The 15,698-nt window shown below is 36.7% G+C and carries 13 protein-coding genes; 6 read left to right on the top strand and 7 right to left on the bottom strand.

The window, feature by feature from the left end:
* Positions 1-21: 21 nt before the first annotated feature.
* The 6 genes from H560_RS0120020 to H560_RS0119995 all read right to left on the bottom strand — a co-directional run bounded on the left by H560_RS0120020 (position 22) and on the right by H560_RS0119995 (position 6,998).
* Entirely contained in the window at positions 22-1,140 is a 1,119-nt protein-coding gene (locus H560_RS0120020; protein WP_027381618.1) for a carboxylate-amine ligase, read from the bottom strand.
* A 30-nt stretch (positions 1,141-1,170) separates the two neighbouring features.
* Positions 1,171-2,124: an ATP-grasp domain-containing protein gene (locus tag H560_RS0120015; RefSeq protein ID WP_027381617.1), complete on the bottom strand. Its 954-nt coding sequence runs from the start codon at positions 2,122-2,124 to the stop codon at positions 1,171-1,173.
* A gap of 50 nt (positions 2,125-2,174) precedes the next feature.
* Positions 2,175-2,888, bottom strand: coding sequence for an alpha/beta hydrolase-fold protein (locus H560_RS0120010; RefSeq protein ID WP_027381616.1), 714 nt, complete (start codon positions 2,886-2,888; stop codon positions 2,175-2,177).
* Positions 2,889-2,961: 73 nt separating this feature from the next.
* Positions 2,962-4,173 (bottom strand): ATP-grasp domain-containing protein, encoded by a 1,212-nt coding sequence (locus H560_RS0120005; protein WP_027381615.1) that lies wholly within the window; start codon positions 4,171-4,173, stop codon positions 2,962-2,964.
* Positions 4,174-4,314: 141 nt separating this feature from the next.
* Positions 4,315-5,730 carry a leucyl aminopeptidase family protein gene (locus H560_RS0120000; protein ID WP_027381614.1) on the bottom strand — a complete coding sequence of 472 codons (1,416 nt, stop codon included), beginning with the start codon at positions 5,728-5,730 and terminating at the stop codon, positions 4,315-4,317.
* A 140-nt stretch (positions 5,731-5,870) separates the two neighbouring features.
* Complete coding sequence (locus H560_RS0119995) at positions 5,871-6,998, bottom strand: alpha/beta hydrolase-fold protein (protein WP_027381613.1); 1,128 nt, start codon at positions 6,996-6,998, stop codon at positions 5,871-5,873.
* A 216-nt stretch (positions 6,999-7,214) separates the two neighbouring features.
* On the opposite strand from H560_RS0119995, the gene glgB reads away from it, so the two are divergent.
* The 3 genes from glgB to H560_RS0119980 all read left to right on the top strand — a co-directional run bounded on the left by glgB (position 7,215) and on the right by H560_RS0119980 (position 12,015).
* A complete protein-coding gene (gene glgB / locus H560_RS0119990; protein WP_027381612.1) occupies positions 7,215-9,161 on the top strand; it encodes a 1,4-alpha-glucan branching protein GlgB in 1,947 nt (648 codons plus the stop codon).
* A gap of 7 nt (positions 9,162-9,168) precedes the next feature.
* On the top strand, positions 9,169-10,575 hold the full coding sequence (locus H560_RS0119985; RefSeq protein ID WP_027381611.1) for a glycogen synthase: 1,407 nt from the start codon (positions 9,169-9,171) through the stop codon (positions 10,573-10,575).
* Positions 10,576-10,746: 171 nt separating this feature from the next.
* A complete protein-coding gene (locus H560_RS0119980; protein WP_027381610.1) occupies positions 10,747-12,015 on the top strand; it encodes a glucose-1-phosphate adenylyltransferase in 1,269 nt (422 codons plus the stop codon).
* Between the two features lie 3 nt (positions 12,016-12,018).
* Here H560_RS0119980 and H560_RS22125 read toward each other — a convergent pair whose 3' ends face one another.
* Positions 12,019-12,249, bottom strand: a complete 231-nt coding sequence (locus H560_RS22125; protein ID WP_051289409.1) for a helix-turn-helix domain-containing protein — start codon at positions 12,247-12,249, stop codon at positions 12,019-12,021.
* A 117-nt stretch (positions 12,250-12,366) separates the two neighbouring features.
* Here H560_RS22125 and H560_RS0119970 point away from each other — a divergent pair, with 117 nt between their 5' ends.
* From H560_RS0119970 to H560_RS0119960, 3 genes are read left to right on the top strand one after another with little or no spacing between them, the layout of a single operon-like run.
* On the top strand, positions 12,367-13,923 hold the full coding sequence (locus H560_RS0119970; RefSeq protein ID WP_027381609.1) for a hypothetical protein: 1,557 nt from the start codon (positions 12,367-12,369) through the stop codon (positions 13,921-13,923).
* 10 nt (positions 13,924-13,933) lie between these two features.
* Positions 13,934-14,518 (top strand): DUF6705 family protein, encoded by a 585-nt coding sequence (locus H560_RS0119965; protein ID WP_027381608.1) that lies wholly within the window; start codon positions 13,934-13,936, stop codon positions 14,516-14,518.
* Between the two features lie 39 nt (positions 14,519-14,557).
* Positions 14,558-15,697: a hypothetical protein gene (locus tag H560_RS0119960; RefSeq protein ID WP_027381607.1), complete on the top strand. Its 1,140-nt coding sequence runs from the start codon at positions 14,558-14,560 to the stop codon at positions 15,695-15,697.
* Position 15,698: the final 1 nt, after the last annotated feature.

The raw sequence follows: 15,698 nt of genomic DNA, 5'->3' as shown, positions 1-15,698 counted from the left end.
TTAGCAAAGTTACCAAAAATATTACAAAGCGGGTTCGCCATGTGTTATGCCATACTCCGTTTCTGAAATCATATAATCTACTACTTTCGTGAGATCTCCGGTCTCTTTAAAGATATTAAGCTGGCGGTCTGCACCGGTTCCGTTTTCCAGAATTTTCCAGGCATATTCCACTTCTGCACGGCATCCCAGATCATCCACCACATCATCAATAAACTCCAGAAGCTCTTTCAAAAGATGAGGATACGGTACAGATTCTTCCTTACCAAAATCAATCAGATGGGCTTCAATTCCGCTCTTGGAAGCGCGCCATTTGTTTTCATTCAATAATAATCTTCTGTAGCTTCTGAAACTTAAATTCTGCTGATGAAGCTTATAGATTTTTGCTACCAAAGCCTGCATAATCGCTGCAAGGCAAACCGTCTCGTCAATTCTTAACGGCATGTCACAAATTCTGAATTCAATAGTAGGGTAGAACGGGTGAACCCTCAGATCCCACCAGATTTTCTTGGCATTGTCGATGGTACCGGTTTTCACTAAAAGATCAACATAGCTGTCAAACTCCGCCAGAGAATTGAAATAGCTCGGAATACCTGTTCTTGGGAATTTTACAAAAATTTCCTGCCTGTACGATTTAAAGCCGGTGTATCTGCCGATCCAGAAAGGCGAATTGGTGGACAGTGCATACACGTGAGGAAGGAAATATCTCATCACATTCTGAATTCTCACTCCTTCTTCACGGTTCGGAATCCCAATGTGTACGTGAAGCCCGAAAATGAGATTTTCCCGTGCTACATCGCCCATATCATCCACAATTTTAATGTATCTCTCACCCTGGGTAATGCTGTTGGCAGACCAGTGTGAGAATGGATGGGTTCCGCCTCCGGAAACTCGAAGTCCCTGCTCGTGGGCGGTTTTAATGAGGTGTCTTCTTAGGTTCGTAAGTTCGGCTCTGGCTTCCTGAATGTTCTGGCAGATGCCGGTTTCCATTTCAATCATGGATTCATGCATTTCGTGCTTTAAATTTTCACTTAAAACCGCTTTTCCGCCTTCAATAATTTTCGAAACATGAGAGATAAGGTCTCTGCTCTCAACATCAATGATTTGATATTCTTCTTCGATTCCAATAGTAAATTGATGCATTTTTTTTCGTGCTTTTTTATTTTCTATGTTTTATTTTACTGAATCTTTCACAAAAGTTCCCCATGAAATATTAGGTTTTCCGGGAACATATTCTTTTGCTTTTTCAATGGCTAATTTTGCAGAATGCTCCACGATCCATGCAAAGTTTTCTTCACCCACAGAGTTTCTGTCAGCATCCGGAGCCGGGTTGCAGAAGTCGATGGCATAAGGAATTCCGTCTCTTACCGCAAATTCTACCGTATTAAAATCATAGCCGAGAGCTTCATTCATTTTAATGGTATAATCATGAATTGTTTTTAATAATTTTTCTAATTCTGCGCCTTGTGTCTGATGGGTTGTTGCATATCTTAAATGATGAGCATTTCTAGGTTCGTAAGGCATAATGTGAACATATTTTTTGCCTAAACAATACACTCTGTAATAATCGTCAAAAATAATTTCTTCCTGAACCATCATTACCAGTTGTTCTGTTTCGCCCAGTTTTGCCCATAAATCTTCAGGGTTTTCCACGCGGTAAACGTTTCTCCATCCGCCGCCGTCATGAGGTTTCATATACGCCGGAAATCCTACATAATTAAAAATATAATCCCAATCGTGAGGAAATTTCAGGTTTCTGAATGATGTTTCCGAAGTATTTGTCGGCCTTTCGTGTGACGGAAGCAAAACTGTTTTGGGAAGAGGAATCCCAAGCTTTGACATCAGCGCATTATTGAAAAACTTTTCGTCTGCGCTCCACCAGAAGGGGTTGTTGATTACATACGTTCCGTTTAAAGCTGCATTTTTAAGATAAGCTCTGTAGAAGGGAACATCCTGCGAAATTCTGTCGATAATTACTGCATAACCATAGTCTGCTCCCTGTTCCAGTTTATCGATCGTCACAGGCTCAGCAACGATTTCCCCGCCTCCCAGCTCATTTACTTTATCGATAAATGCCCAAGGAAATGTATCTTCCATACCGAACAGAATTCCTACTTTTTTTGTCATAATTGATGTTTTTTAATGTTTTATATTAATATTTGATTTTAAATTTATTTTTAAGAGAAAAAGTTTCCGATAAAAGTTGGGAAAACCATTCTCCAGAGCGGCCAGTCATGATTGATCCACTTTCTTTCATCATACCAGAAATCAATTCCTTTTGAACGTAAAATTTCTGCCATTTCAATATTCTTATCCCTACAGATATCCTGATCCGAAGTGCTTAAAACAATATGCATGTGCTTGTATTTCCAGGCTTCATCGTTTCTTACAAATTCTCTCGGACAGTTAAAATAAACCAGATCATCAGAATATCCATCCATAAAGTTTCTTATGCTGAACGCTCCCGACAGGCAAAAAAGGTGCGAAACCACATCCGGAAAACGGAAAGCGAAGTTAGCGGCATGATAGCCTCCAAAACTCGCTCCTGCCACAGCTACGCGGTGCGTTTTATGGATTTTCTGAATGTAGGGTACAAACTCCTGAATCAGAAACTGCACATATCTTTCGTAATTTTTAATCCTTTGCTGGGGAGAAATTTTTTCGTCATAAAAACTCCAGCTGTCGATGGTCTGGATGTTATAAAGCTTTACTTTTCCCTGCTCAATAAACCAGTTGATACTTCCGTTAAGATGAAAATCGTGATTTTGGGTATATTGTCCCTGAGAAGTCGGAAACATGATGATCGGATGGCCATAATGTCCTGTAACTTCTACCTTAAGGCTTATTCCTAAAATATTTGAGTAATAATCTGTATGCTCTATTTGCGGCATTTTTTGTTATAAATTATGGTTGATAAATGATAATTGATTTTGAGTAATTTTCCTAACTCCTAACTCCTAACTCTTAGCTTGTCGGTTTGTCTTTCGGAGGTAAGATATTGAGCATTTCTGCATGTATTTTTTCTGCCGCCGTGTCTAATCTTTCCTGAACAATAGTAGAATCATTGGATTTATAAACAATCCCTACATGATAATCGATCGGTAAAAATTTCACCGCTTCGATACATTCGAATTCATTATAATCTGGTTCTTTATCTTTAATTAAGGCAATAATCAACCCAGAATAATATCCCGTAGACTTGGAAACTTCATACTTTTTGCCTTTCAGCAAAGCATCTTCTATTTTTGCCCATTCTCTCCAGATATTGATATTGCTGGAAGCCTCCACAAGATCAGGAATATGTGCACCACCAACCCTGGAAGATGTTTCAAGGAAATAGTATTTTCCATCTTCCTTACTTCTGATAAATTCTGTGTGTGTCGCGCCGTTCAGCAGCCCGAAACTTAATAAAACTTTTGAATTAATCTTTTCAAGGGCCTTAAATTCATCGGAATATCTTCCTAATGTCTTTGTTCTGAAAACCCCTCCTTCATGAGAAACCTGCATAGGCGGAGCCAGATATTTTGAGGCCGATGTAAAAATAATTTCTTTATTAAATGTAAGGCTGTCAACATGGTATACATCACCCGGCTTGAAGCTTTCAAGGAGGAAAAGGTGTCGTTCTTCTCCGAGGGAATTCAGGGCATCCCAAAGTTCTTCTTTGGAGCTGAGCTTTTTAATCCCAGATGCAGAAGCTTCTGAACGCGGCTTCAAAACCCATGGTGCAGGTACATTTTCAACAAAATGATTAACCTCATCATTATTAAAGACAGCCGTGAATTCCGGAACATTGATCCCTGAATCTTTTGCTTTCTGACGCATCGCCAGTTTATCCCTGAAATAACGGTGTGTTGTCTGTCCCATTCCCGGAATACGGAAAGTTTCCCGGATAAGCGCCGCTTTTTCAACATCATAATCATCCAGAGCTACTACGGCATCCACTTTTCTGGTTTGCATCAGGTGGGAAAATCCCTGAACAAGATGATCCAGATTCCATACGGACGGCTTCATTTCTGGCATATAGAATACTTCGTCTATGGCGTGCCAAGGCCAGTTTTTGTCTTTAAGGTTTTCGGATGTAACTAAGATTATTTTATTACCGAGCTTTTTCATTTCGTCCATGAAGTCATAGCCCTTGTAATAGCACGAAATACATACTATTGATTTCTCCTCCATATAATGTTTTTTTAATATTGATAAATTTTCAAAAATAAAAGAGATTTTCTATTAATTATTTAATATGAAAATCCGGAATAAAATGCGTATTTGAAAATTCTTCTATCAATTATACAGAGAATTTTTGTAATAAACTAATTTTTAGTGATAATTTTCGATTAAATCTGTCAATAATTGTACTCCAAAGCCGGTTGCAGCCTTTTCTCTGGCATAACCCACGCTTCCAAATGCTACACCTGCGATGTCAAGATGTGCCCATTTCGGATGGTTTTCAATGAATTGTTCCAGAAATTTTGCGGCAATAATACAGTCGCCAATGGGCTTCATGGAAATGTTCTTCATGTCTGCAACATCAGATTTGATATCGTCATTCCAAATATCCCATAACGGCATATTCCACATCCTTTGATTGGTTTTATCACCGGTTTTTATTAATAAATTTTTTAATTCTTCATCATTGGAAAATAGCGCCCCGCAAGTATCACCGAACATCCTTACGGAACTTCCCGTTAATGTCGCCAGATCAATCAGAAAGTCTGTTTTGAAGTTTTTTACCATATAAGAAAGCCCGTCTGCAAGGATCATTCTTCCTTCTGCATCGGTATTCAGCACTTCAATTGTTTTACCATTGTAGGCGGTAATCACGTCGCTCGGAAGAAATGCTTTTTCTGAAATGGCGTTATCCGTAATGGGCAAAATGGCGACAATATTTACCGGAAGTTGCATTTCTGCGGCATAAATCAGTGTTCCCAAAACAGCCGTTGCACCTCCCATGTCGGATTTCATGTAATGCATATTGGTATGGTCTTTCAGGGAAATTCCGCCGGTGTCGAACAACACGCATTTACCCACCAGTCCGAACGTTTTAGCGTTTTTCACATTGGTTTTATATTCTAAAATAGTAAAAGCGGCATCATAAGTACTTCCTTGATTTACAGAAAGATAAGCTCCTAATCCGAGTTCTTCACATTTTTTTCTGTTGAACGAGGTGTATTTTAAACTGTATTTTTTAGCAGTATTTTTTAAATATAAGCTGAAAATATCAGGATTTTTAAGATTGGCGGGTTTATTCAGCCAGTCCTGACAGGCGATTTGTCCGTTACATAAAGCTTCCGATTTTTGATTAATTGCATCCAGTTTTTTCTGGCTTAAATTTTCAAAATGAAGCTCAAATTTTTCATTCCAGACAGGATGAGTTTTCTCGAAAGGGTAATTGTAGGTTCCTAAGAAAAGCCCTTTTACAAATTCTTCAAATTGCTTTTCGTTCATGAAATCTGCTAAAACCAATGTAGGAACGGCCTGAAGATTTCTTTTTTGCGTTTGTGAAAATTTAACGGCCACCTGCTGAACTTCAAAATTCTGCAGTGAAGATTTTCCCAGTCCGATAAAGTAGGTAATGCCTTCTTCGTGAGCATTGATGAAAACTTCATTTTTTTTGCCGGTAAAAAAAACGGAAATGTTTTTACTGAAATTTTTACCGGTTTTGGTCCATTCTTCTTCGGTGAAAAGATGGAAAACCTGGGTGTAATTTTTATTTTTTTTGTTGATTAATTTCATAGTTAATTTTTAATCTTGATTGAACGTTTTTAACGCAAAGAACATAAAGATTTAAAATGATTTTGTAAACTTCAGTTTTCAAATTATTAAACTTACTATTTTTTTTAGTCTTTGTAGCTTTTGCGGTTAAATTTTATCAGTTAAACAGACTTTTTAATATTTTCCTGATGCGGCTTTACTTCCACAGGATTTTCCGTGTTGTTGTAAAACAGCCATTCTATGGCTCTGGGAAATTCCTGCGACCAGTAGAATTCGCTGTGCGTTCCTTCCGGATTGATATTGGTTTTAAATTCAAAATCGAAAAGATTTTTCTTTTCCCAGCGTTTTAAATATTCTTCAAAAATGTGGATTCTTTTAACCATTTTGGAACCTTCCTGTCCGCCTCCGTACAAATAAATTTTTGTTTTAAACGGTGTACGGAAATTCATCATCGGGAAATTATTGTTCGGCTCTACCCAGAGTGACGGTGAGAAAATCAATAATTTTGAATATACTTCAGGGTAAAGAAAGCCGCTGTAAATACTGATTAAAGCCCCTAAAGAGCTTCCGCCGATTCCTGTGTTTTCCCTGTCTTTTTTGGTGCGGTAATTTTCATCCACATAAGGTTTTAGGGTGTCTGTAATGAAACGGATGTATTTTTTCCCTTCCGAACCATTCGCCACATTATCATTATCGAAAATATATTCTTTAATTCTCTCTTCGCTGCCGTGTTCTATGGCAATAATAATCACATCACCACGTCCGTATTCTGCTAAAATGGACAGCTTTTTATCAATTTCCCAGTTTCCGTAACCGCTTCCTTCATTGAATAAGTTCTGTGCATCCTGGAGATACAAAACAGGATAGCTTTTTTGTGAAATATAATAATCATAAGGCAAAAGCGCCCAGACTTTCCGGTAGCGCTCAAGCTGAGGGATATAAAATTCCTCAGAAATGATTTCCGCGATCGGGAAATATTCTTTTTTGAAAGGGCCCCAGTTCAGTCTCCATTTTTCTATGGTGTCTGAAGTTTTTCCCTGAGATTTTGCAACTTTCCTGTTGGGTGTGATGCTTCCGTATTTGTCCAGCTCTACGTTTTCCCAACCGCCTTTCGTAAATTTATATTCTATAACGTCCGGCAAAATATCGCTTCCGAGCTCAATGAAATAATTGTTGGAATCTGTCTGATTAAGCTGATAGCGTGCATCTTTAGGGTTCCAGCCATTGAAATTTCCGGTGATATATATTTTCCTGTCGTCTGTTTCTGCCGTATAAAGTTCAAACCTCATCATGTGTTCTCATAAAATTTAACCGCTAAATTTATAAAAAATCTTTAATACAGATAATTTTTAAAATTCAATACGTGGTGAAAGAAAAAATGATATATTTGAAAGAAGCAAGGTGCTGAAACAACAGTGATGATGATTATTTCAACAATATTTAACGTTTTTTGTGGATAATTTTTCGTAGTTTCAAGAAAAATAAAAATTAAATTAAAAACCGTGATGAATTCGGTTAAAACTTATACACTTTTTACGGATCAGGATATTTACCTTTTTAAGGAGGGTAAACATTATAAGCTGTATGATAAATTTGGTGCACATTCTGCGGAAAAAGACGGTGTAAAAGGTGTTTATTTTTCGGTTTGGGCTCCAAATGCAAAAAAAGTTTCAGTAATTGGCAATTTTAATAATTGGAACCACAAAGACCACATTTTGTTTCCGCGCTGGGACGAATCGGGGATTTGGGAAGGTTTTATTGCAGGACTTACCTGGGGAACGTTGTACAAATATGCGGTGGAGACTGCTTTTGGAGAAATTCTCGAAAAAAGTGATCCGTATGCCCTGAGCTGGGAACAGAATATTCAGGCGGCATCGCTGGTTTCCACAACCTGGTACGAATGGAATGATAAAGACTGGCTGGCAAACCGCTGGAAAAAAAATACCCTTAATGCACCTATTTCTGTGTACGAAATGCATTTGGGCTCATGGCTCAGATATGAAAATGATCCTGAACGATTTTTAAATTACAGAGATATTGCCGAAAAATTGATTCCTTATATCAAGGAAATGGGCTTTACACATGTGGAGTTTATGCCGGTAATGGAATATCCGTATGATCCGAGCTGGGGTTACCAGATTACAGGATTTTATGCGGCTACATCAAGGTTCGGGTCTCCGCAGGATCTTATGTTTTTAATTGATGAGCTTCATAAGAACGATATTGGAGTTATTCTGGATTGGGTTCCTTCTCATTTTCCGGGTGATGCGAATGGTTTACACCGTTTTGACGGTTCTTATCTTTACGAACACGAAGATCCGAGGAAAGGCTTTCATCCCGACTGGAAATCATATATTTTTAATTACGGAAGAAATGAAGTGAAATCTTTTTTGATTTCTAATGCAATGTTCTGGCTGGAGCGTTATCATATTGACGGACTTCGTGTGGATGCTGTCACTTCCATGCTTCATCTTGATTATTCAAGAAATGAAGGGGAATGGGAACCTAATATTTACGGAGGAAATGTGAACCTTGAAGCAAAAACTTTTTTGCAGGAGTTCAATACGGCTGTTTATAAAGAATTTGGGGATAATATCATTACAATTGCAGAAGAAAGCTCAGATTTTCCTATGCTTACAAAACCTGTTCACGATGGTGGTGTGGGATTTGGTATGAAATGGATGATGGGCTGGATGCATGATACGCTGGATTATTTTAAGGTAGATCCTATCGGCAGGAAATTTCATCATCATAAGCTCACTTTTGCTTCTATGTATATGTATAATGAAAATTATATGATGCCTCTCTCTCACGATGAAGTAGTGCATGGAAAAGCGAGTTTGATTTATAAAATGAAAGGCGATGAAAGGCAGAAATTTGCCAATCTCCGGGCCTTATATGTATATATGTTTACGCATCCGGGCGCAAAACTGCTCTTCATGGGGGATGAATTCGGGCAGACCAGTGAATGGAATTTTACCCAGAGCCTGGACTGGCATTTGCTCCAATTCCCTGTTCATAAAGGTTTGCAGACTTTAGTTAAGGATTTAAATCAGATATACAGATATGAAACTGCTTTTTACGAAAATCAGTTCAATCATTACGGGTTCGAATGGGTGCAGGCGGATGATGCGGATAATTCGGTTTACATTTATTTAAGGAAAGGGAAAAGAAAGGATGATGTTTTTATGGTGGTTTTAAACCTTACTCCAAGAGTTTTAGATTATAAAATTGGGGTAGGTGCCGGAAGCCACTGGGAGGTAGTCCTCAATTCTGATGACAGGAAATATGCAGGAAGCGGAGTAGAGGCTGAAATACTTAATGAACAGTTTGAAGACTATATGGGGCATCAGAAGTCTATCACCTTAAAATTGCCGCCGCTGGCCGGAATTATTTTAAAGAAGAAAGATAAAAAATACAGACAAAACAGAATCAAGCAACACAAAAGATAAGACGAAAATGGTAATTTATCATCTAAGTACGGAATGTTATCCGGTAGCAAAAGTAGGAGGTTTGGCCGATGTAGTTGGAGCTTTACCTAAGTATCAGAATAAAATTAAAGACATTGACGCGAAAGTAGTTATGCCTTGGTACAACAAATCTTTTGTATATGATCACGAGTTTGACATAGTTTTTAATGGCTTCATTCATCAGGGGCCGAATATGCTTCAGGTACAGGTTTTAAAGGAGAAAACCAACGTTTTGGGATTTGAACTGTATATGGTAAAAATTCCCGGGCTTTTAGATCGGGATAATCCTTACGGATATCAGGATGAAAGCTTTCAGTTTCTGGCATTTCAGCACGGTGCGCTGCATTGGCTGAGTGCAATGGGAATACGGCCGGATATTCTTCACTGTCACGATTATCATACAGGATTGGTTCCTTTTATGATTGAGTATTGTCCGGAGTTTTCGTTTCTAAAAGGGGTAAAAACCATTGGAACCATTCATAACGGTGAATATCAGGGAATGATGAGCTGGGAAATGGCGAATTATATGCCGTCTTTTGATCAGTACAAATGGGGAATGATGGACTGGAACGGATTAATCAATCCTCTGGCAAGCATGATTAAATGTTCAAGTGCTTTTACAACGGTTTCGCAAGGATATCTTGAAGAGCTTTATATAAGCTTCAGGGGACTTGAAAGCCTGGTTCGGGATGAGTTTGGAAAAGCTTACGGAATTATCAACGGAATTGATACTGAAGTCTGGAACCCGGAAACGGATCCGATGCTGGATTTTAATTATACAGTTAAAAATGCCATTGCTCAAAAGAAAAAAAATAAGGAGAAGCTTTGTAAAGAATATGGTTTAAGGCCTGAGCTCCCTTTATTTGCCTTTATCGGGCGATTTGCAACGGAAAAAGGGGCGGATTTCCTTCCCGATGTTGTCTGGAGAAGCATTAAGCAGAGTTATGGCGCTTTGAATATTATGATTTTGGGTTCAGGAAATTCTTATATTGAAAATAAGCTGAAAGAATATGACTATACCTACACCAATTTTGCATTGGATTTGGGATATAAAGAACATCTTTCGCATAAAATATACGCTTCGGCTGACTTTTTGTTTATGCCTTCAAGGGTAGAGCCATGCGGACTAAACCAGATGTATTCCATGAGGTACGGGACAATCCCGATTGTGCGATATACCGGAGGTTTGAGGGATACAGTAGAAGATATATCAACCGGAGGTGCAGGGATCAATTTTACCTATCCCGGAGTGGATGATATTATTCATGCAATGAACAGGGCACTGCTGGTTTATAATCAGAAAGATGAAATGGAGAATCTGATTCAGGCGAATATGAATTTTGATTTTGCGTGGGAAAAATCGGCACAGAAGTATATAGCTTTATATCAAAACTAAATTGAATTTTAGCAAAGTTAAAATTTGTATTAAATAATAAAGAAGGCTTCGAGAACCTCAGCCTGACAGTGGCAATTAAAGTTTAATATTAGCTGTGTCACTCTGAGTTCTCGAAGGGTATAATAAAATTCTTTACACTAAAATATAATAAATAAAAACGCAAGATAATTTATGAAACGCAATGTAATTTCCATTGTTTTAGGAGGAGGTAGAGGAACGAGATTGTTTCCTTTAACATATTCAAGATCAAAACCAGCGGTTCCCATCGCCGGAAAGTACAGATTGGTGGATATTCCGATTTCAAACTGCTTAAATTCAGGATTAAATAAAATCTTAGTGTTGACGCAGTTCAATTCCGCTTCTTTGAATTCCCATATCAAAAACTCTTATCATTTCGATATTTTCAGCAAAGGTTTCGTAGACATTCTTGCTGCAGAACAGAATGTGGAAAACGACAGCTGGTATCAGGGAACTGCAGACGCCGTGCGCCAATCCATGAAGCATCTGGAAAAGTATGATTATGATTATATTTTAATCCTGTCCGGAGACCAGCTGTATCAAATGGATTTCCGAGAAATGCTGGATTTCCACATTGAAAAAGGAGGAGATGTAACGATTGCAACCATTCCGGTAAATGCTAAAGATGCCACTGGATTTGGTATTTTGAGTTCTGATGATGAAGGAAATATCACTTCATTCGTTGAGAAGCCAGGCTTTGATATGCTGGAAGGCTTAAAATCTGAAGTTTCTGAGGAAAACAAGCATGCAGGAAAAGAATATCTTGCTTCTATGGGAATTTATATTTTTACAAAAAGCATTCTTAAAAAAATGTTTGATGAAGGAGCCGGAGACGATTTCGGAAAAGATATTATCCCTAATTCCATTGGAAAATACACAACATTAAGTTATCAGTATGAAGGGTACTGGACAGACATTGGTACCATAGAATCCTTCTACGAAGCCAATCTTGATCTTTGTCAGGATTTCCCTCAGTTTAATCTTTTCTCCTCTTCACCTATTTATACAAGAGCGAGGATGCTTCCACCATCAAAAATCAACGGTTCCTACGTAAGCAAGGCGGTTTTTGGTGACGGGTGTATCATTATGGCAGATAAGATTGAGAATTCCGTAATTGGAAACAGAACAAGGATTGATAAAGGAAGCACCATTGTAAATGCTTACGTAATGGGTGCCGATTTTTATCAGGACACCAAAGAAATCGTGATGAATGACAGAGAAGGCCGTCCAAATATGGGAATCGGGAAATACTGTTATATAGAAAAAGCTATCTTGGATAAAAACTGCTACATCGGTGATAATGTAAGAATCATCGGTGGAAAGCATATCAAAGACGGTGATTACGGAACTTATTCTGTGCAGGACGGAATTATTGTAGTGAAGAAGGGGGCAGTGCTGCCTCCGGGAACGCATATTGGGTAATGATCAGAAATCTATATCCTTAAAAAATTCGCTCATTGAAATTTCAAGAGCATTAACAACTTTCATAAGATTAAGAACTGAGGTATTGATAATGCCTCGTTCTATTCTTGTGATTTGAGAAATTTCTACATCTACTAAAAAGGCAAGCTCTTTTTGTGTAAGATTCTTTTGCAGGCGCAGTTCCTGAAGCCTGTTTCCTATTTTCTTTAATTGTATTGAATCTAAATCTTCCACATGGCAAAGGTTAGATTTTGCTGTAAATTTTAAGTAGGCAAATTTGCCTACTTAAAATTTTATTCTTACGTTTGTGAAAAAATTATATATTTACAGCTTTAAAAAACAACAAAACAAATGAAGAAAAAAATATTTTCTTGGCTGTCGTTTATGGCAGTTCTTGGTCTTATGCTGCAATCCTGCAGGAACGACTATCTTAATGAACAGCATGAAGCTTATAACAACAGCAGTGCTTTCAAACTCACTTCAAGAACTATTTCTTTACAGGAAAGTAAACACTTAGACAAACTTTCAACAGAACTGCAAAAAGCAGAACAGGCTTTTAAAACATTTAAAACCAATATTTCCGGGAAAGTAGTGAACTATGGAAACGGAGTTTCAATAGACACGGATCATGTGATCTATATTGAAAACGGATCCAATTACCATACCTACACTTTTAAAATCCACAGGGAGAACGCCCCTGCAGATGCTCCGGTCGAAAACTTATTGCTTACTCCCCTTCCTGACGGAACATACAGGGAGTTTCTGGTAACCTATAAGTTTACTCAGCAGGAAAAGCAGATTTTGCTTTCCGGTGGAGATGTCAACAGGAATGGAAAAGTAGAAGTTACAGAGCTTAAAAAAGGAACCTATGGAAATCCTCTGGGTAAGCAGAACTGCGGCTATCAGGACGTGGATGTTTATTTCGCCTGCTACACAGGAGATCATCATGCGGGAAATGAAAGCACCTGGGGAGGCTGTAACTGGCAGAGTGCGGAAGGGGGTTATCCCCCGGTGCATTACACAGTTGTTGCAATGGTTTGTACAGGAGATCCTGACCCTATCGATGATTCTACAGCTCCTGTAGGAGGAGGAAGTACAGGAGGAGGCGGAATAATTCCAAATCCTGACCCGCAGCCGGAAGACCCACCTTGTATTGTGGTGCCTTCTACCTCATTGCAGACTACATTAACAGATGAGAATGGATGTGCCATAGGTACTCCCACATTGCCGAATCTAGGTGGAAATCCTAAATACACCACCCCCTGCGAGAAAACAAAAAGTATTGTAAATAATCCTAAAATGCAGGCGGGTTTTAACGAATTAAAAAATCAATCTCAACTTCCTGAAGACGATCCCAATTATGGAGAAAGGGGGATAAAATTTAAAACAGACGGAACACCTTCTGCAACAATTATAGGGGAGGATCATAGTGTAAATTTTGGCGATAAAACAGGTTATGCCGGAGGTTACCATAATCATACTGTAGCCGGAATACCAATCTTTTCACCACCGGATATAGATCAATTATTAGGATTTGCAAAAGCACAGCCAACTTCTAATCCCTCAAATGTAAATAATTCTTACTTAGGAGTAATAGCTCCTTATGGTATGCATTATGTTATTTGGTTTAGTGGAACTTATCAAGATGCAATTAAAACTTTCTCTCAGGAAGACTTGGATAATTATAAAATTAAGTGTCAGAATATTCATGATGTTATGTTATTGGATTCCCAATACTCCATTGATCATTTAAAACTTAATGCCAAAGGTCTTGAAGCATTATTTTTTTATACCTTAAAAGAGATGGGATTAGATGGAAAGGTTAATCTTCAAAGAATAGAGAATAACCAAATAAAAAATATTAATTTAGATAATAATAATCAACCAATACCAATGGATTGTCAATAAAAATATAAAGATGAAAACAATAAAATTTAAAACAATAATACTTCTTAGCTTTTTTATAAGCTTCTTATCATGTAAAGCGCAGGAATATCCATTAAATACTGATTTTAGAAATATTCCAAATTATTCATATTTAAAGGATACAAATAATGAGCTGAATCCTTATATTGGAATTTATAAAGCTAATTATAACGGAAAAGAAATTACTTTATTTATTACTAAAGAGGTTCATAAATTAATAGACTATGTTGGCCAGAAATTTTACCGAGATGTTTTATCTATCAGGTTTACTGTTAAAAATTCCTCACAAGCAATTTTACAAGATACTCAAAATATGAACTTTCAATCTAATCAGATTCAACATACAATTTATAGTACAATAATTAATCCTTATCACAATTTAGTGATGCTATCGTATGGTGGTACGAACTGTGGAGTCGGCTGGGGAAGTATACGTTTGAAAAAACTCAATACAACCCAAATTTCATGGGAATATATTCCAAATAGTACAATTATAGATAGCAGTAAATGTCCAACGGGAACAAATACAACCATTTATCTTCCTGAGACAAAGGATTTAATTTTTACTAAGCAATAAAACAAAGCCTCTGAAAAGAGGCTTTTCAAATGATGAGATATGAAACAAATATTATTTTTTTTAATTCTTTTATCCACACTTTTTAATTCTCAGGTTATCAAAGACTCAATTTTAGGACGACCTAAATATGTGAAAGAATATGTTATTTTTCTTAATGATTCGGGACCATTTACTTTCATGAAAGGAGATGATGAATATGGCCACGCGACAATTATGGAACCCGAAATTTTAAGGGAAAGTATGAGAGATACATGGTTTGAAACAGATTTTTGCCGTTATATCAATAATGAAACATATTACGATAAAAACCGGAATATTACGAAACAAATATGGTATTATAAATCAGGGAAAATTGTTGATGATTATGATTACACCTATGATAATTTGAATAGATTAGTTTTAGAAAAAGTTAAGGGATACTCAGAAAAAGCATATCGCTATTTTTACGAAGGAAATAATAAAACAGCGAAATTTGTAGAAGCTTATTTCAAAAGTAAGGATGGACCCTTGAAAAAATTTGTAAATAATTATGAAAGCTTTAAGCCTTTAATTGTTACGAAGTTTGATACAATTTCAAAAACAGACAGTATTTTTACCATTACTAATGATATTTGGAAAAAAATAGATAAAGGATATATTCAAGTTAAAGATTCAATTTATTACAAGAAATTAACGAGGGTAAAGACTTACGATAATCATTATAAAGTAATCGAAGATAAGTTTTTCAAATATGAAAGCGATTTCCAAAACAGAAAAATTTATTTAGATAGACATCTTAAATATGAGTATGATAATTTTGGAAATGTAATAAAAGAAATTAATTTTTCAGACGGAAATCTTTATTCTTATATTATTTCTAGAAATGGGAAAATTATAAAAGAAGAAAAAAAAGATAATGCTGGAAAGACTTCATATATAGTTTACACTTATTCTAAAGATCAAAAATTAGAGAGGAGAATAATGTATTACAATGAAAAAGTTTGGTATGATACAAGCTTCGAATATAAAAATAATTATATAACCAAAGTACTTTATTTAGATAAGTATGATAAAAAAGAACCTTCAATAATTAACTTCAAATATACCTTTGACAAGCAAAAAAACTGGACAGAAATTATTAAAAATGTAAATGGAAAAGATTTATATAAGTGGATTAGAAAAATTGAATATTATAAATAAT

It is taken from the genome of Chryseobacterium daeguense DSM 19388, assembly GCF_000430825.1.
Classification (GTDB): domain Bacteria; phylum Bacteroidota; class Bacteroidia; order Flavobacteriales; family Weeksellaceae; genus Chryseobacterium; species Chryseobacterium daeguense.
Note: the sequence above shows the minus strand (reverse complement) of the source record. Positions and strands in the feature narration are given on the sequence as shown.

Coding starts and splice junctions, on each gene's coding strand:
- H560_RS0119985 (WP_027381611.1), top strand. CDS start 9,169: ATGGTAATTTATCATCTAAGTACGGAATGTTATCCGGTAGCAAAAGTA.
- H560_RS0120010 (WP_027381616.1), bottom strand. CDS start 2,888: ATGCCGCAAATAGAGCATACAGATTATTACTCAAATATTTTAGGAATA.
- H560_RS0119980 (WP_027381610.1), top strand. CDS start 10,747: ATGAAACGCAATGTAATTTCCATTGTTTTAGGAGGAGGTAGAGGAACG.
- H560_RS0120015 (WP_027381617.1), bottom strand. CDS start 2,124: ATGACAAAAAAAGTAGGAATTCTGTTCGGTATGGAAGATACATTTCCT.
- H560_RS0119965 (WP_027381608.1), top strand. CDS start 13,934: ATGAAAACAATAAAATTTAAAACAATAATACTTCTTAGCTTTTTTATA.
- H560_RS0119960 (WP_027381607.1), top strand. CDS start 14,558: ATGAAACAAATATTATTTTTTTTAATTCTTTTATCCACACTTTTTAAT.
- H560_RS0120000 (WP_027381614.1), bottom strand. CDS start 5,730: ATGAAATTAATCAACAAAAAAAATAAAAATTACACCCAGGTTTTCCAT.
- H560_RS0119995 (WP_027381613.1), bottom strand. CDS start 6,998: ATGAGGTTTGAACTTTATACGGCAGAAACAGACGACAGGAAAATATAT.
- glgB (WP_027381612.1), top strand. CDS start 7,215: ATGAATTCGGTTAAAACTTATACACTTTTTACGGATCAGGATATTTAC.
- H560_RS0120020 (WP_027381618.1), bottom strand. CDS start 1,140: ATGCATCAATTTACTATTGGAATCGAAGAAGAATATCAAATCATTGAT.
- H560_RS0119970 (WP_027381609.1), top strand. CDS start 12,367: ATGAAGAAAAAAATATTTTCTTGGCTGTCGTTTATGGCAGTTCTTGGT.
- H560_RS0120005 (WP_027381615.1), bottom strand. CDS start 4,173: ATGGAGGAGAAATCAATAGTATGTATTTCGTGCTATTACAAGGGCTAT.